The 15747-nt window shown below is 69.5% G+C and carries 17 protein-coding genes and 2 pseudogenes; 14 read left to right on the plus strand and 5 right to left on the minus strand.

The features are described 5' to 3' along the window. Positions 1-71: 71 nt before the first annotated feature. Positions 72-986 carry a TAXI family TRAP transporter solute-binding subunit gene (locus ABZV40_RS21620; RefSeq protein ID WP_355444152.1) on the minus strand — a complete coding sequence of 305 codons (915 nt, stop codon included), beginning with the start codon at positions 984-986 and terminating at the stop codon, positions 72-74. Between the two features lie 192 nt (positions 987-1178). Here ABZV40_RS21620 and miaB point away from each other — a divergent pair, with 192 nt between their 5' ends. The 3 genes from miaB (at position 1179) to ABZV40_RS21635 (ending at position 3767) form a co-directional block, all read left to right on the plus strand. Then, positions 1179-2660, plus strand: coding sequence for a tRNA (N6-isopentenyl adenosine(37)-C2)-methylthiotransferase MiaB (gene miaB / locus ABZV40_RS21625; RefSeq protein ID WP_355444155.1), 1482 nt, complete (start codon positions 1179-1181; stop codon positions 2658-2660). After that, entirely contained in the window at positions 2657-3124 is a 468-nt protein-coding gene (locus ABZV40_RS21630; RefSeq protein ID WP_355444158.1) for a hypothetical protein, read from the plus strand. Before miaB ends, ABZV40_RS21630 begins: the two co-directional genes overlap by 4 nt. Positions 3125-3335: 211 nt before the next feature. Beyond that, the gene (locus ABZV40_RS21635) at positions 3336-3767 is read left to right on the plus strand and encodes an RICIN domain-containing protein (protein ID WP_355444161.1); all 432 of its coding nucleotides are present in this window, start codon (positions 3336-3338) and stop codon (positions 3765-3767) included. A 51-nt stretch (positions 3768-3818) separates the two neighbouring features. Here ABZV40_RS21635 and ABZV40_RS21640 read toward each other — a convergent pair whose 3' ends face one another. Further along, the gene (locus tag ABZV40_RS21640; RefSeq protein WP_355444164.1) at positions 3819-5165 is read right to left on the minus strand and encodes a DUF349 domain-containing protein; all 1347 of its coding nucleotides are present in this window, start codon (positions 5163-5165) and stop codon (positions 3819-3821) included. Positions 5166-5335: 170 nt separating this feature from the next. Here ABZV40_RS21640 and ABZV40_RS21645 point away from each other — a divergent pair, with 170 nt between their 5' ends. Genes ABZV40_RS21645 through dapF form a run of 3 tightly spaced genes read left to right on the plus strand, consistent with a single transcriptional unit; the run spans position 5336 to position 7703 of the window. Beyond that, positions 5336-6016 (plus strand): class III extradiol dioxygenase subunit B-like domain-containing protein, encoded by a 681-nt coding sequence (locus ABZV40_RS21645; RefSeq protein ID WP_355444166.1) that lies wholly within the window; start codon positions 5336-5338, stop codon positions 6014-6016. Then, on the plus strand, positions 6013-6921 hold the full coding sequence (gene miaA / locus ABZV40_RS21650; protein WP_355444169.1) for a tRNA (adenosine(37)-N6)-dimethylallyltransferase MiaA: 909 nt from the start codon (positions 6013-6015) through the stop codon (positions 6919-6921). The genes ABZV40_RS21645 and miaA overlap by 4 nt, the downstream gene beginning before the upstream one ends. Continuing rightward, on the plus strand, positions 6909-7703 hold the full coding sequence (gene dapF / locus ABZV40_RS21655) for a diaminopimelate epimerase (protein WP_355444172.1): 795 nt from the start codon (positions 6909-6911) through the stop codon (positions 7701-7703). The genes miaA and dapF overlap by 13 nt, the downstream gene beginning before the upstream one ends. Before the next feature lie 15 nt (positions 7704-7718). Here dapF and ABZV40_RS21660 read toward each other — a convergent pair whose 3' ends face one another. Together ABZV40_RS21660 and ABZV40_RS21665 are read right to left on the minus strand one after the other, a co-directional pair. Beyond that, positions 7719-8600, minus strand: coding sequence for an SMP-30/gluconolactonase/LRE family protein (locus ABZV40_RS21660; RefSeq protein ID WP_355444175.1), 882 nt, complete (start codon positions 8598-8600; stop codon positions 7719-7721). Continuing rightward, positions 8593-9834, minus strand: coding sequence for an MFS transporter (locus ABZV40_RS21665; RefSeq protein ID WP_355444178.1), 1242 nt, complete (start codon positions 9832-9834; stop codon positions 8593-8595). Before ABZV40_RS21665 ends, ABZV40_RS21660 begins: the two co-directional genes overlap by 8 nt. 54 nt (positions 9835-9888) lie before the next feature. On the opposite strand from ABZV40_RS21665, the gene ABZV40_RS21670 reads away from it, so the two are divergent. From ABZV40_RS21670 to ABZV40_RS21690, 5 genes and pseudogenes are all read left to right on the plus strand, one after another. Then, entirely contained in the window at positions 9889-10389 is a 501-nt protein-coding gene (locus ABZV40_RS21670; RefSeq protein WP_355444181.1) for a helix-turn-helix domain-containing protein, read from the plus strand. A 25-nt stretch (positions 10390-10414) separates the two neighbouring features. Then, positions 10415-11863, plus strand: coding sequence for a GTPase HflX (gene hflX / locus ABZV40_RS21675; RefSeq protein WP_355444184.1), 1449 nt, complete (start codon positions 10415-10417; stop codon positions 11861-11863). Next, positions 11860-12816, plus strand: coding sequence for a hypothetical protein (locus ABZV40_RS21680; RefSeq protein WP_355444187.1), 957 nt, complete (start codon positions 11860-11862; stop codon positions 12814-12816). The genes hflX and ABZV40_RS21680 overlap by 4 nt, the downstream gene beginning before the upstream one ends. Before the next feature lie 147 nt (positions 12817-12963). Next, positions 12964-13149, plus strand: a pseudogene (locus tag ABZV40_RS21685) (helix-turn-helix domain-containing protein); the annotation flags it as partial. Between the two features lie 135 nt (positions 13150-13284). Beyond that, a pseudogene (locus ABZV40_RS21690) lies at positions 13285-13692 on the plus strand (MarR family transcriptional regulator); the annotation flags it as partial. On the opposite strand, the gene lexA reads toward ABZV40_RS21690, so the two are convergent. After that, complete coding sequence (gene lexA / locus ABZV40_RS21695; RefSeq protein ID WP_035908887.1) at positions 13676-14332, minus strand: transcriptional repressor LexA; 657 nt, start codon at positions 14330-14332, stop codon at positions 13676-13678. The pseudogene ABZV40_RS21690 and the gene lexA overlap by 17 nt on opposite strands. 256 nt (positions 14333-14588) lie before the next feature. Between lexA and ABZV40_RS21700 the strand changes: the two genes are divergently transcribed. The 3 genes from ABZV40_RS21700 (at position 14589) to ABZV40_RS21710 (ending at position 15674) form a co-directional block, all read left to right on the plus strand. After that, complete coding sequence (locus tag ABZV40_RS21700) at positions 14589-14861, plus strand: hypothetical protein (protein WP_355444190.1); 273 nt, start codon at positions 14589-14591, stop codon at positions 14859-14861. A gap of 187 nt (positions 14862-15048) precedes the next feature. Continuing rightward, entirely contained in the window at positions 15049-15270 is a 222-nt protein-coding gene (locus ABZV40_RS21705; protein WP_355444194.1) for a hypothetical protein, read from the plus strand. A 2-nt stretch (positions 15271-15272) separates the two neighbouring features. After that, complete coding sequence (locus ABZV40_RS21710; protein WP_355444197.1) at positions 15273-15674, plus strand: hypothetical protein; 402 nt, start codon at positions 15273-15275, stop codon at positions 15672-15674. Positions 15675-15747: the final 73 nt, after the last annotated feature.

Consider the following 15747-nt stretch of genomic DNA (forward strand, 5'->3'; position numbering starts at 1 on the left):
TCGGCTGAGTGGCCATATCCAGTATCCCGTGTGCGATATGTGATATGCGATATATCAGCTCGCGCCGCAGCTCAGACCTTGGCTTCGCGGTAGTAGCGCATGGCGCCGGGGTGCAGCGGCACCGGTGACGTCTCGATGGCCGACCGCTGCTCGATCGTCCGCGCCGCGGAGTGGGCCTTCACCAGGTCGGGCTGTCCCTCGAACAGCTGCCGCACCAGCGCTTCGGCCACGTCGTCCGGCATCTTGTCGGTGACGAGCAGGAAGTTGCGCACCACGAGCGTGATGACGGGGCCGGACTGCAGGTTGTAGGTGGACGCGGGCAGCGTCGCCGAGCCGTACACCGGATACTGCTGGCGGAAGGACCCCAGGTCGTCCTTCAGGTCGAGCATCCGCACCCCGATCTCCTTGGTGAGCTCCGTGATGGCCCTGGTGGGCAGTCCGCCGGACCAGAAGAACGCGTCGAGCTTGCCGTCCCGCATCGCCTGGACCGAGCCGTCGAGGCCGAGGTTCACCTCGTTCGGGGTGACGTTCGTGGACCTCAGCAGCCGGCGCGCGATGATCTCGACGCCCGACTCCTTCCCGCCGATCGACACGCGCAGCCCGGAGAGCTGGCTGAGCTTCGTCACCGGCAGGTCGCTGCGGACGATCACCTGCAGGTAGTCGTCGTGCATCCGTGCCAGCGCCCGCAGCTGGGACGCGCCCTCCACGCCGTCGACCGCGTCGGCCTGTGAGAAGCCGACCTGGGCCTGCCCGTTCACCAGGCGGATGACGTTGTCCTTCGACCCCTGCGTCGCCACGACCTGCGGGCGGGCGATGCCGAGCCGTCCGCTCCACACGTCGGCGAGGCTCTTGCCGAGCGTGTAGTAGACGCCACCCTCGGGGCCCGTCGCCATGGTGATCTTGACGTCTTCGAGCGTGCTGCCACACCCCGTCAGAACCGTTGCGGCGGTCAGCAGGCTCACAGCGGCATGCAGTCGTCCCAGCACCTGCGCATCGTGCCACGCGGGCGTTCTACGCTTGCACCCGACGAAAGGTTGGTTGCGGTGACTCCTGGTCACCTGAGGTGCACTCAGGGTCGCCGCTGTGGATGATCCTCGCCCGTGTGCTGAGTGATCGAGCTGGTCCAGCAGTGGCAACCGTGGCGCGGACCGCTGCTAACCAGGGGATATGGTGACCAAGTGAGCGCGTCGCAAGGCCTGAAGAAGTACTCGATCAAAACGTTCGGCTGCCAGATGAACGTGCACGACTCCGAGCGGCTCGCCGGTCTGCTGGAGGACGCCGGCTACGCGAAGGCAGCCGAGGACGAGCAGGCCGACGTCGTCGTCTTCAACACCTGCGCGGTCCGCGAGAACGCCGACAACAAGCTGTACGGCACCCTCGGCCACCTCGCCCCGCAGAAGGCCGCGAAGCCCGGCATGCAGATCGCCGTCGGCGGCTGCCTCGCGCAGAAGGACCGCAGCGAGATCGTCCGCCGCGCTCCGTGGGTCGACGTCGTGTTCGGCACGCACAACATCGGCTCGCTGCCGGTGCTGCTCGAACGCGCGCGGCACAACGAGGAGGCGCAGGTCGAGATCCTCGAGGCGCTGGAGACGTTCCCCTCCTCGCTGCCCGCCACCCGCGACTCCGCCTACTCGGGCTGGGTGTCGATCTCGGTGGGCTGCAACAACACCTGCACGTTCTGCATCGTCCCGTCCCTGCGCGGCAAGGAGAAGGACCGCCGCCCCGGCGACGTCCTCGCCGAGGTGCAGGCGCTGGTGGACGAGGGCGTGCTGGAGGTGACGCTGCTCGGCCAGAACGTCAACTCCTACGGCGTCGAGTTCGGCGACCGGTTCGCGTTCGGCAAGCTGCTGCGCGCCTGCGGTGGCATCGAGGGCCTGGAGCGCGTGCGCTTCACCTCCCCGCACCCCAAGGACTTCACCGACGACGTCATCGCCGCCATGGCCGAGACGCCGAACGTGTGCCACCAGCTGCACATGCCGTTGCAGTCCGGTTCCGACCGCGTGCTCAAGGCGATGCGCCGTTCGTACCGCACCGAGAAGTACCTGGGCATCATCGACAAGGTCCGCGCGGCCATGCCGGACGCGGCGATCACCACCGACATCATCGTCGGCTTCCCCGGTGAGACCGAGGAGGACTTCCAGGGCACGCTCGACGTGGTGCGCCAGGCCAGGTTCTCGTCGGCCTTCACGTTCCAGTACTCCAAGCGTCCCGGCACGCCCGCCGCCGAGCTGGCCGACCAGCTGCCGAAGGCCGTCGTGCAGGAACGCTTCGACCGTCTCGTCGCGCTGCAGAACGAGATCACCCACCAGCTCAACATCGAGCAGGTCGGCCGCACGGTCGAGGTGCTCGTCGCGACCGGCGAGGGCAAGCGCGACGCCGAGACCCACCGCATGAGCGGCCGCGCCCGCGACGGACGGCTCGTGCACTTCACGCCCGGTGCCACGGCCCCGCGTCCCGGCGACGTCGTCGAGACCGCCGTGACCTACGCGGCCCCGCACTACCTCGTCGCGGACGGCGAACCGCTGTCGTGGCGCCGCACCAAGGCCGGTGACCGCTCCGAGGCGGGCATCAAGCCCAAGACCGCGGGCGTGGGCCTGGGCCTGCCGTCGTTCGGGGCTCCCGCGCCGCTGCCCGCCGTGTCGGGGTGCTCGGCCCAGTGAGCGACGAGGAGTACCTGCGCAAGGAGATCGACGCGGTGGAACAGCGGGCGGCTCGCCGCATCGACCCCGGCACCGGGGCGCTCACGATCTCGATCGCCGTCCTGGCGTTGCTGATCTCGCTGATGCTGCCGTGGGTCGGCCACGACACGGGCTTGAACGTCGTGCTCGGCGAATCGACGAGCTTCGTGCCGCGGCTGTTCTCGTTCTTCGCGCTCGGCGTCGGCGTGCTCGGCTCCGGCGTCACGCTCGCGGTCCGCCGCTGGGGCCTGGCGTGGGTGTGCGCGCTCGGTCTCTTCGCGGGGACCGTCACCGGCGTGCTGTCGATCTGGACGCAGCAGACGACCACGAGCAACAAGGCGATCGGACCAGGTCCCGGCATCGGCCTGATCATCGCGGTGATCGCGGTGATCGTCCTGCTGGCGAAGTGGGTGAGGATCGCGGCGTCCCGTCCGCCCCAGCTGTAGTGAACCGGCGCACGTTCTCGATCGCGTTCTCGTCGAACGGCGATCGCGAGTCGAGGTGCGCTGGACATGACGATCCGGACAGACCTCGAACACCACCGGCAGCGTCGAGGGCGACGTCGTCCAGGTCGGTGGCGTCCGCGGCAATCTCACCATCAACCACGGGTCGTCCGCCGGCTCCCCGCTGGGCAGCGGCAGCCGGAACCGCACCGACGTGACGCCGCAGTCCTCCCACTCGGCGGCCGGCGCACAGCCGCCGAGTGGGAGACCGGCCAACGACGGCCTGGGTTATCTGCTGCCGTCCGACAACGACCGCAAGGCGATCGACTTCTACGACAACGAGCACCACGACGCGGTCATCTGGGACCGCCACCCGCCCGGCACCGATCCCAGCCACCAGCCGCACTGGATGCGCGAGTTCACCGGCTCCGGTGCCGACCCGGTGCGCGGTGACCACGTGGTTGCGAACGCGTGCTCGTCCGGGAACGCCCAGCTGTGGCGCACGCGGAACACCGCCCAGTTCACGAGTGTGGAGTTCGGTGGCTGCCTCTCCGTCGCCGACAACGGCTCGTACGACAACGGCACGTGGTTGTATCTCGCGAACTGCGCCGACCGCCCCGACCAGAACTGGCGACTCGTCCGCTGAAACACGCAGAAGGCCCCTCCCCGGACCGGAGAGGGGCCGACAGCGGACGAACTAGCGGGTCGCCAGCGCCTGCTCCGCGGCGGCGAGCCACTCGCGCCACTGCGCCGCCTGCGCCTCCGCCTGCTCGGTGCGGCGCTTGTCGCCCGCCGCACGGGCCTTCGCGGCCTGCGCCTCGAACTGCTCCACGCGCTCGCGGAACTGCGCCACGCGGGCCTCGGCCTCGGGGTCGGAACGACGCCACTGCGCGTCGACCGCGCCGCGGACCTTCTCCTCGATCGCCCGCAGCTTGCCCTCGAGCTCGCGGATGCGCTCGCGCGGCACCTTGCCGATGGCGTCCCAGCGCTCCTGGATCTTGTAGAGGTGCTGGCGCGCCGCCTCGAGGTCGGTCGACGGGTCGATCGTCTCGGCCTCGGCGAGCAGTTCCTCCTTCAGCTTCGCGTTCGCCGCGAACTCGGCGTCACGCTCGCTGAAGGCCTCGGACCGCTTCTGGAAGAACGCGTCCTGCGCGGCGCGGAACCGCTGCCACAGCGCGTCGTCGGCCTCCTTGGGCGCACGCCCGGCGGCCTTCCACTCGACCATCAGCTCCTTGTAGCGACCGGCCGTGGGACCCCAGTCGTCGGAGTCGACGAGCTTCTCCGCCTCCTCGACGAGTGCCTGCTTGGCGGACTTCGCCACCGAACGCTGGCGGTCGAGGTCGGCGAAGTGCGAGCCGCGGCGGCGGTTGAACGCGTCGCGCGCCTTCGAGAACCGGCGCCACAGCTGCTCGTCGGTCTTGCGGTCGACGCCGCGGATGGTCTTCCACTCGTCGAGGATCGCGCGCAGCCGGTCGCCCGCGACCTTCCACTGGGTCGACTCGTTCGCGATCGACTCGGCCTCGTCGACCAGCGCCTGCTTGCGCGCCACGGACTGGGCTCGGGCGGCCTCCTTGGCCTCCTTCGCCTTCTCCATGCCCGCTTCGGCCCGCTCCAGCACGTACTCGACGCGCGCGGCCAGCGCCGCGAGGTCACCGACCACGGCGGCGTCCGCGAGCTGCTCCTTGACGTGCTTCGCACTGGTCAGGGCGTGCTTCGGGTCGCCGGCGCCCGACTGGAGCCGCGTCACGAGCAGCTCGACCTCGGTGCGCAGGTCGTCGAACCGCCGCGCGAAGTGCGCGAGGCCCTCGACCGGTTCGCCCGCCTGCCACGACCCGACGGCGCGCTCGCCGTCCGCGGTCTTCACGTACACGGTGCCGTCGGCGTCCACGCGCCCCCAGCGGTCAGGATGGTCCGACGCCACGGGGACGGCCGGAGGCGTCGCCTGCGCGGTCTCCTTCGGCGTTTCCTCGACTCCACCCTCGGCTGCGACCTCCGCTGGCGCGGTCTCGGTCACGGCCTCCGGTGTGCTGTCCTGCTCCGACATCGCCGGTTCCTCCCATCTGACGCCCGTGCCTGCCACGGGCGCCCCGCCACTGGCGGGGCCGATGCAATACGGGCGCTGGAGGGTCTCCCGTCCCCAGTTCCCCGCGCGCATTCAAACAGGTCAGAGCTCGACTCGGTACTGGGAGTCCACGATAGGTAGCCTCATTCGTCGTGATCACCCGTGCCGCAGTGGTTCCGCACCCGCCTCTTCTGGTGCCAGAACTGGTCGCGGGAGCCGCTGCCGAAACCGAGCCCGTGCGCGCCGCAACCGTTGCCGCAGCAGGGAAACTGCCCGGTCCGTGGGTCGCTGTGGCGGTCGACGACAGCGGTCCCGCGACGGTCGTGCCGCCGCTCTCCGGAACTTTTCTCGGATACGGGGTCGACCTGCCGGTGTCACTCGGCGGTGACTCGGTTCCGGACCCCCGAATTCCGTTGCCCGTGCTAATCACCGCCTGGCTTCGGGAACAGTGCGCAGTCGAGGTGTCACGCGTTGAACTCGTGCCCCGCGACCTGTCACCCGCGGAATGTGTCTCGTTTGGACAACGACTTGCCGGCGAGTCCGCCGGGCTGCTGATCCTGGGCGACGGCTCGACCCGCCACGGCCCGCGCTCACCCGGCTCGGACGACGAGCGTTCGGGACCGTTCGACGAGCACGTGCAGGGCTTGCTGGCCGCCGCCGATGTGGACGGCCTGCTCGCCCTCGACCCCGAACTCGCCCGCGAGCTGGGCGCGCAGGGCCGCGCGGCGTGGCAGGTCCTCGCCGGCGTGCCCGGACCGTGGCGCTGCGTGAGCGCCGAGTTCTTCGCACCGTTCGGCGTGGGCTACCACGTCGCCGTCTGGGAGCGCCCGTGATCACCCCCGTCGCAGTGGTCGGACCGACCGCGACCGGCAAGTCCGACCTGGCCGTCGCGCTCGCGGAGCGGCTCGGGGGAGAGGTCGTCAACGCCGACGCCATGCAGCTCTACCGCGGCATGGACATCGGCACCGCCAAGATGACCGTCGCCGAACGCCGAGGCGTCCCGCACCACCTGCTCGACGTCCTCGACGTCACCGAGACCGCGTCCGTCGCGGCCTACCAGCGCGAGACGCGCGCCGTGATCGAACGCCTGCTCGCCGCCGGCAAGCCGCCGATCCTCGTCGGCGGCTCCGGCCTGTACGTGCAGGCGGTGCTCGACGACCTGAAGTTCCCCGGTACCGACGACGCCGTGCGGGAACGGTTCGAGGCGGAGCTCAGCGCCGTCGGCCCGGAGGCCTTGCACCGGCGCCTGCAGGAACTGGACCCGGCCGCCGCGATCGCGATCCTGCCGTCCAACGGACGCCGCATCGTGCGCGCGCTGGAGGTCATCGAGCTGACCGGGCAACCGTTCTCCGCGAACCTCCCCAAACCGGGACCGGCCCGCTACGGCACCGTCCAGATCGGCGTCGACCGCGAGGTGTCCGAACTGGACGCGCGCGTGGACCGGCGCGTGGACGTGATGTTCGCCGCGGGTCTGGAGGACGAGGTGCGCGCTCTCGTGAAGCTCGGGTTGCGCGAGGGCAAGACCGCCTCGCGGGCGCTGGGCTACCAGCAGGTGCTGTCCGCAATGGACGGAGCGTGCACGATCGACTTCGCCGCGGAGGAGACCAAACGCGCCACCCGCCGGTTCGTGCGCAGGCAGCGGTCGTGGTTCCGGCGTGACCAGCGCATCACCTGGTTGGACGGCGCCAGGCCCGATCTGGTGCAGGCCGCCGGTAACCTTGTCCCGTGGAGTTCGTGAAGGGGCACGGCACGGAGAACGACTTCGTCATCCTGCCCGACCTCGATGACCAGCTGGACCTGACTGAGGCGCGCGTGCAGGCGCTGTGCGACCGGCAGCGCGGCCTGGGCGCGGACGGCGTGCTGCGCGTCGTGCGGTCCGAGGGCAAGTGGTTCATGGACTACCGCAACGCGGACGGTTCCATCGCCGAGATGTGCGGCAACGGCCTGCGCGTGTTCGCCCGCTACCTCGTCGACGCAGGCCACCAGCCGCAGGGCGAGTTCGTGGTCGGCACGCGGGCGGGGGACCGGACGGTCGTGACGCACCCGGACGGCTCCGTCACGAACGACATGGGCCCCGCGCGGGTGACCGGCACGTCGATCGCCGCGGTCGACGGCCAGGGCATCGGCGGCTTCGCGGTCGACGTCGGCAACCCGCACCTCGCGTGCGTCACGGACACGCCCGTCGACACCTTCGACCTCACCGTGCCGCCCGGCTTCGACCCGGTGATGTTCCCGCACGGCGTCAACGTCGAGCTGATCAACACCATCGGCGACAACGCGCTGCGCATGCGCGTCTACGAGCGCGGCGTCGGCGAGACCCGCTCGTGCGGCACCGGCACCGTCGCGTCCGTCGCCTCGTGGCTCGCGGGCCAGGGCAAGACGACGGGTTCCGCGACGGTCGACGTCCTCGGCGGTCAGGTCTTCGTCGCGATCGAGCCGACGACGTCGACGCTGACGGGACCTGCCGTGCTCGTCGCGCGCGGCGAGCTCGACAAGTCCTGGTGGGATGCGCTCGCCTAACTGATATGTCGGATATCAGCTCAGCTCGTAGACCTCGACCTTCCCGAGCCTCTCCGGCTTGACCACGCTCGGGTTCGAGTCCGGCGCCGTCAGGCACACCAGATGGTCGTCGACGACCGCGACGGCGAAGCAGGTCTGCGTCGTCTCCACCCGGTGTGTGATCTTGCCGCCCTCGGTCACCCGGAACACCGCCGCCTGCAATGCCGGCGCCACCCACACCGCGTCGCCATCCCCGGCGATCCCGTCCGGCGCGATGCCGAACTCCTTCACATCGGCCCACACCCTGCGGTTTTGCAACGATCCGTTGCGGTCGACCGAAAACGAAGTGAGTTTGAATGCAATGGTCTCGGCGACAACCAATATATTGCCGCTCTCGGACGCGCCCGTCGGGTCGGGCAGCAGGGCCATGCCGTTCGGGAACTTGAGGTCCTCGGCGGCGACGCTGACGGACCCGTCGGGCTGGACGAGGGCGAGCGCGGCGCCCTGCGGGTCGAAGTCCGGGTCCAGCAGCCGCGGGATGCCGACCTCGTCGATGAGGCCGTGCAGGTCGAAGCCGAAGTTGCCGACGTACGCGCGGCCCTCGTCGTCGACGAGCATGTCGTTCGCGTGGAACGTGGCGATATCCGATATATCAGCGTGTGGGACGAGGCTGTCGCCTTCGAGGCGGCGCACGGTGCGGTCGAGCATCGACACGACGAGCAGCCGTCCGTCGGGCAGCCACCCGAGCCCGGACGGCTGGCCGTCGAAGGCGACGACGACCTCGTCGGCACCCGTCGTCAGGTCGAGTGCGTGCACGTCGCCCGCGTAGAAGTCGGAGTAGTAGAGGCGACCGTCTGGGCCGCGTCGCGGTCCCTCGCCGAAGTGGAGACCGTCCCGCACAACCCGCGTATCAGCCATGGGCGTCGACGCTAGCCGCGGACGGCAGGTCACGCATCGTCCGCAACGGTGAGAGCAGCACCCACGCCATGCCGCCCACCGAGCCGGTGAGCGCCACCCAGAGCGTCGGGACGATCCCGATCCATGAGCCGAGCCCGCCGCCCAGCAGCGCGCCCAGCGGCGTCGAGCCCCACACCACCCAGCGAATCGAGGCGTTCATCCGGCCCAGCAGGTGGTCGGGGCAGATCGCCTGCCGGTAGCTCACCTGGCCGATGTTGTAGACGACGATCCCGGACACGGTCACCGCCTGTCCGATCATCGGGAGCACCAGGCCCCAGCCAGCCGAGGCGAACGGCAGCAGCAGGGCGAAAGGCCAGGTCAGCAGCGGGATGAGCCAGATCATCCTGGCCTGGCCGACCAGCAGGCCGATCCGATGCGCCAGCCCCGCGCCGATCACACCGCCGATACCGCCCGCGCTGAGCAGCAGACCGGCCGTGCCCTCGCTCAGCCGGGCGACGTCCAGCAGGAAGAGGATCATGACGGCGCTCTGGACGCCGTGGAAGAAGTTCGAGGTTCCCGTGCAGGCCACGATCCTGCGCAGCGTGACGTTGCCGAAGACGAACCGCAGCCCCTCCGCGATCTCACGCCGCAGGTGCGGGTCCGCGTGCCGTTCCGGCGCCGGTTCGACGGTCTTGATCCGGACCAGGAAGAACGCCGAGCTCAGGTAGCCCAGCCCGGTCGCGAGAACACCGTTGGCCGCGCCGAGGAACTGTGCGGCGTAGCCACCGACGGCCGGTCCCGACGCCTCCGCGACCTGCAGGCTGGCCTGCAGCTTCGAGTTGCCCTCGAGGAGCTGGCCGCGTCCGACGAGTGACGGCAGGTACGACTGGTAGGCGACGTCGAAGAACACCGTGCACACACCCACCGCGAGGCTCACGACGATCAGCTGCGGCAGGCCGAGCAGGCCCAGCCACCACGCGACGGGCACACTCAGCATCAGGGTGGCGCGGACGACGTCCATCGCGATCATCAACGGCTTGCGGCGCATCCGGTCGACCCACACGCCCGCGGGCAGCCCGATCACCAGGAACGCCATCATGCTCGCCGCGGCCAGCAGCCCCATCTCGAACGGTGTCGCGTTCAGCACACCCGCCGCGAGCAGCGGGATCACCGTCGAGCCGATGCTCGCGCCGAACTGGCTGATCGTGTCGCCCAGCCAGAGCCTGCGGAAGTCGGGGTGCCCCCAAAGCGCCATGCCGAGGAGTCTGCGCCGAGTGATTGGAAAGTGTCAATCACTTAGACTGCGAGCGTGGCACTCTCCAGCAAGCGACGGCCCGCGACCGCGGAAGAAGCCGCAGCCCTCAGCTCTGACCTGCGGCTTCGGATCATCCGGTTGACGTTCGACCGGCCGCTCACCAACAAGGAGCTGGCGCAGCGGCTCGGCAAGGATCCGGCCACGACGCTGCACCACGTCCGCAAGCTCGTGGCCGCCGGCTTCCTCGAAGCGATGCCGCCGCGCGCGGGCAACCGGGGAGCGAAAGAAATCCCCTATCGGTCGACAGGGCTTTCCTGGCAGCTCGACAACAGCGAAAATGCGGTCGCCGTCGGCGAGGCGATGCTGCACGCTTTCCTCGGCGAGGTTGCCGACATCGGGCTCAGTGACGTGGATCAGAGCCGCCTGGTCGTCACCGTCGACCCGGAGGAACTAAAACAGCGGCTCGCGTCGTTGATGGATGAGCTGGCCGCGCAACCGGTCAGGCCGGAAGTTCCCCGTGTGGCGATCTACCTCGCGGTGTATCCGGGGGACTGACGGTCCATGGGACGATGAAGGGCAAATGACGGAAAACATCCAGAGCACAGAGTTCGACGCCGCGTGGGAAGAGGAAGACTTCTCGACAGGTGACTACGAACTCGCCGAACGCGCCGCACTGCGCCGTGTCGCCGGGTTGTCCACCGAGCTCGAGGACATCACCGAGGTCGAGTACCGGCAGCTTCGCCTGGAGCGGGTCGTGCTCGTCGGGGTGTGGACCGAGGGCACGGCCGCGGACTCCGACGCCTCCCTCGCCGAACTCGCCCGCCTCGCCGAGACCGCAGGTTCCGAGGTGCTCGAAGGCGTGGTGCAGCGGCGCGACAAGCCGGACCCCGCGACGTACATCGGCTCCGGCAAGGTGGCCGAGCTGCGCGACGTGGTGCAGGCGACCGGCGCCGACACGGTGATCTGCGACGGTGAGCTCTCGCCGGGCCAGCTGCGTCAGCTGGAGGAGCGGCTGAAGGTCAAGGTCATCGACCGGACCGCGCTCATCCTGGACATCTTCGCGCAGCACGCGCGGTCCAAGGAGGGCAAGGCTCAGGTCGAGCTGGCCCAGCTGCAGTACCTGATGCCGCGCCTGCGCGGCTGGGGTGAGACGTTGTCGCGGCAGGCCGGTGGTCGTGCCGGTGGCGGCAACGGCGGCGTGGGTCTGCGCGGTCCCGGTGAAACCAAGATCGAGACCGACCGCCGGCGCATTCGCGACCGCATCGCCAAACTGCGCCGCGAGCTCGCCGCGATCAAGGTGATCCGCGAGACCAAGCGCAGCCGCCGCGTCGCGAACGAGATCCCGAGCGTGGCCATCGCGGGCTACACGAACGCGGGCAAGTCCTCGTTGCTCAACGCGCTGACCGACGCCGGCGTCCTGGTGGAGGACGCGCTGTTCGCCACCCTCGACCCGACGACCCGCCGCGCGCTGACGCCGGAAGGCCTGCCGTACACGCTGACGGACACCGTCGGCTTCGTCCGGCACCTGCCGCACCAACTGGTCGAGGCGTTCCGCTCGACGCTGGAGGAGGTCGGTCAGGCCGACCTGCTCGTGCACGTGGTCGACGGCTCCGACGGCATGCCGGAGTCGCAGGTCAAGGCGGTGCGCGAGGTTCTCGCCGAGATCAACGAGGAGTCCGGCACGCCGATGCCGCGCGAGCTGCTCGTCGTGAACAAGATCGACGCGGTGGGCGACCTGGGCCTGGCCCGGCTGCGGCACCTGTTCCCGGACGCGTCGTTCGTGTCGGCGCACTCGGGCCTCGGCATCGAGGAGCTGAAGGTCCGCATCGCCGAGCTGATGCCACGCCCCGAGGTCGTGGTCGAGGCTCTCGTCCCGTACGCGCGCGGCGAGGTCGTCGCCCGCGTGCACCGCGACGGCGAGGTGCTGTCCGAGAAGCACACGGAAGTGGGCACGCTGCTCAGCGCCCGCGTGCGCCCGGACCTCGCGGGCCTGCTCGAGGAGTTCGCGACCAACGGAACGCCTGCTTGATCCCGCCTCCGCCGGTGGACGTGTGCCCGGTAGCCATGCAGGAGCTCTCCGGGCTCACGTCCGACGGCAAGCGGTTCTACGGCGTCGACGACAGCGACAACGGCACGCTGCGCATTCAGGTCATGGGCCGCGACTGCGTCGTGCAACGCACGATCACCGCGTCCATCGACCCCTTCGACGTCGAGGACCTGGCGATGACCCCGGACGGCACCCTCTGGGCGTCCGACACCGGCGACAACAACAGGTCCCGCTCCACGGTCGCCCTGCACGAGGTCTCACCTTCGGGTGCCGTGGAGCGGTTCCGCCTCACCTACCCGGACGGCAAGCACGACGCCGAGGCCCTGCTCATCGACAAGGCCGGCGTCCCGTACATCATCACCAAGGAACCGCTCGGCTCCGCACTGGTATATCGCCCGGCAGCCCCGCTCCGAACCGATATATCAGTCCCGTTGGAGCAGGTGGCGCGCGTGTCGCTGGCGGCGACCGACACCCCGGGCGGCCCGCTGGAAGGCAACCTCGACTCACGCCTGGTGACCGGCGCCGCCTCCACCGCCGACGGTTCGGTGATCGCCCTGCGCACCTACACCGACGCCTACCTCTACCCGGTCCCCGACGGTGACGTCCTCAAGGCCCTGGCCGGCGACCCGGTCCGCGTGCCCTTGCCGAACGAACCCCAAGGCGAGGCCATCGCGTTCGACCCGGACGGCACCCTGCTCTCCGGCTCGGAAGGCGTCGGCACCCCCATCCGCGCGGTGCCAGGCGCCGCGGCTCTGGCCCGGCCGGCGGCCCCGACCACCACGGCCCCGCCACCCCCGGCGACCGGCCAACCGCAGGCCGCACCACCGTCGACCACGTCGAACTCCTGGCAGAACTGGCCCCTGGCCCTCACCGTCGGCGGCATCGCCCTCGTCGTGGCCCTGCTCATCGGGCTTCGCCTGCGCCGCCGCGCCTGACCCCTGCCGTCCGGCAGCTGATATATCGGATATTGGCTGGCCTGCCCGTTGCAACGACGTCTTTCTCCTCACTGCAAGCAAAAAACGTTTGCGGACGAAGTCAAAAGACTCATTGCAATGGCTTGAAGGGCAGGGCACGATGGCGTAATGCCTGGTAAGCGGCTGGATGAAGAAGAACGGCAGCTCATCGCCCAGTTGCTCTGGGACGGGCTGGGTTACTCCGAAATCGGGAGGCGGTTGCAAAGACCGGCCTCGACGATCCAGCGGGAGGTAGTCCGCAACGGCGGCCACAACAACTACCGGCCGGGGGCCGCGCACCGGGCGGCGAGCCGGCGGGCGATGCGCCGGATGCCCGCGGTGGACGACCTGGACGTCGACGAGGAGGTCTACTCGTTCGACCGCAGCCCCGGCAAGGTGCAGGAGTTCCACCTCAGGCTGGTCGGGGTGTTCCGGCAGACCGGACTGACGCTGACGGCGGCGCGGATCCTCGCCGAGATCTTCATGACCGACAAGGGCAGCCTGTCGGCGACCGAGCTGGTGCTGCGGTTGTCGGTCAGTCCCGGCACGATCTCGCGGTCGACGACCTACCTGCAGGAGCAGGGCCTGTTGCGCAGCGAGCGCGACGGCAAGCGGGTCCGCTACTTCCTCGACGACGAGATCTGGTACCGGGCGTGGCTGTCCAGCGCCCAGCGCAACTCCGTTTGGGCGCACACCGCACTGGACGGTGCCGAGATCTTCGGTCTCGGCACGCCGGTGGGTGCGCGCCTCAAGGACATGGGGCAGTTCTTCAGCTTCGTCGTCGTGGACATGGAGGCCACGAGGAAGAAGTGGCTCGACTTCTTCGAGAAGAAGAAACGAGCTAGGGGAGACGCCTGAGCACGGTCACGACCTTGCCGAGGATGGTGGCCTCGTCACCGTTGATCGGCTGGTAGGCCGGGTTGTGCGGCATCAGCCACACGTGGCCGTCCTTGCGCTTGAACGTCTTGACGGTCGCCTCGCCGTCGATCATGGCGGCGACGATCTCGCCCTGGTCGGCGGTCGGCTGCTTGCGGATGACGACCCAGTCGCCGTCGGTGATGGCGGCGTCGATCATCGAGTCACCGACGACGCGCAGCAGGAACAGCTCACCCTCGCCGACGATCTCGCGTGGCAGCGGGAACACGTCCTCGATCGACTCCTCCGCCAGGATCGGGCCACCGGCCGCGATCCGGCCGACCATCGGCACGTACGCGGGGGTCGGCTTGGACATCGGGTCGAGACCGGGGTCGATCTCGGCCGGCAGCATGCCGACCGCGCGAGGGCGGTTCGGGTCGCGGCGCAGGAAGCCCTTCCGCTCCAGCGCGCGCAGCTGGTACGCGACCGAGGAGGTCGACGTGAGGCCGACGGCCTCGCCGATCTCCCGCACGCTCGGCGGGTAGCCGAAGCGGTCGACCCAGTCGCGGATCACGTCGAGCACCTTGCGCTGCCGCAAAGTCAGGCCGGCGTTTCCCGCGATCTCGCTTACCTCTGTCTCCACGAGAGCGGGGTCCGGGTCGATCGTCTTGCCTGCCACGGTCGCTGTCCTCCTCGCCGCCCCCAGTTCGAATGGGATTCCGGCACTCCGTCGATCTTCGTGGTCGACGGTAGTCGTGTTTGCTGCACAGATCAAACACCTGTTCGAGGTATTTGGGCGCGTGTTGTGGCGTCCGGAGTGGCGGTCTGGTAGAAATTCGCACGGACGTTCGATCGAACCCCTGTTCGATCATGATGGCTGACCTGCGGTGGAGGGCGTCATGGCGGTGCTCGTCGAGAAGCGGTTGCGCGTCGTTGAGGACGCGGACGTCGCAGCGGGACGTCCCCTCCGTTCGGGTCCCCGTGTCATGCCGCGGCGCCCGGCGACCAAGCCCCGGCCGGTCGCGGTGCCCAGCTCGCGCGAGTCGAGCTCGTGCGAGGTCCGGCCCAAGCGCGAGTCGGCGTTCGAACTCGTCGCCGTCGGCGTGCTGAGCGCTCTGACCGTCATCGCGCTCGGCGTGCTCTACCTCCAGCAGGCCGGCGTCACCCCGTAAGACCGAAGCGAAACCGAAGCCTCACGGAAGTGGCTCTGTCCACCATTCGGTGCGACAGGGAAGACCACTCATGGAGGCGCCATGGCAAAGCAGACCTACCACCCCGGTGACCAGCTGACGTCGCGGTGAGACTCGCGATCATCGGGTGTGATGCCCGCGGTGAGCGCCATCAGCGCAGCTCCCGCGCGTGCAGCTCCCATCACTCCGGCCGGACGCCGTGCATCCCGCGCTCCACAGCGCGATGGGCCGCGCGCCGGCCGAGTTCTCCGTGCTCCGCGCCGGGCTCGACACCGTCGACCTCCTGAGCGCAGTCATGACCGTCGCGGCGAGCCCTCTGGGGTTGGGCTCGGGCGACGGCCTCATCCCGGCGATGTCGTCGCCGGAAACACCGAGAGGGAAACCAGAATGAGAATGGGACGAATCGCTGCGGCGGCGGCGATCGCCGTGGGCACCGCGCTGTCGATGACGCCGGCCGCCCACGCCGCCAAGGACATCGAGGTCTACACCGACGACCCCGGCACCAAGGGCGGCATGGCCTGGTTCAAGGCCTACGGCGAGCACTTCGGCATCTGCGACCGCGACTACGACGACCTCGGTGTGCGCGGCCGCCTCACCTACACCTACCGAGGTGTCACCCACGAGTACAAGTTGTGGCACCACTCGGGTCATCACCAGGACCCGCGGTTGAACTGCAACACCTACCCGGACGACATCAACATCCCCGAGGGCGTCAAGGTGTACCTGGAGGTGTGCCTGCAGGAGGAGAAGGGCGCGCCGCTCAAGTACTGCGACACCGACACCGGCGAGGCCTGATGCCGGTACAGCTCGGCGTCCGGCGTGGCGGTGCCCTCGTCGGCGGTGAAGCACGTCAACGCGAAGTGGCCGC

It is taken from the genome of Lentzea sp. NPDC004782, assembly GCF_040609115.1.
Classification (GTDB): Bacteria; Actinomycetota; Actinomycetes; order Mycobacteriales; family Pseudonocardiaceae; genus Lentzea.

What these genes read in the sequence shown, in the direction of transcription:
- ABZV40_RS21640 (WP_355444164.1), bottom strand. Translation starts at nt 5,165, where the DNA reads ATGTCGGAGCAGGACAGCACACCGGAGGCCGTGACCGAGACCGCGCCA.
- ABZV40_RS21660 (WP_355444175.1), bottom strand. Translation starts at nt 8,600, where the DNA reads ATGGCTGATACGCGGGTTGTGCGGGACGGTCTCCACTTCGGCGAGGGA.
- ABZV40_RS21665 (WP_355444178.1), bottom strand. Translation starts at nt 9,834, where the DNA reads ATGGCGCTTTGGGGGCACCCCGACTTCCGCAGGCTCTGGCTGGGCGAC.
- hflX (WP_355444184.1), top strand. Translation starts at nt 10,415, where the DNA reads ATGACGGAAAACATCCAGAGCACAGAGTTCGACGCCGCGTGGGAAGAG.
- ABZV40_RS21700 (WP_355444190.1), top strand. Translation starts at nt 14,589, where the DNA reads ATGGCGGTGCTCGTCGAGAAGCGGTTGCGCGTCGTTGAGGACGCGGAC.
- ABZV40_RS21710 (WP_355444197.1), top strand. Translation starts at nt 15,273, where the DNA reads ATGGGACGAATCGCTGCGGCGGCGGCGATCGCCGTGGGCACCGCGCTG.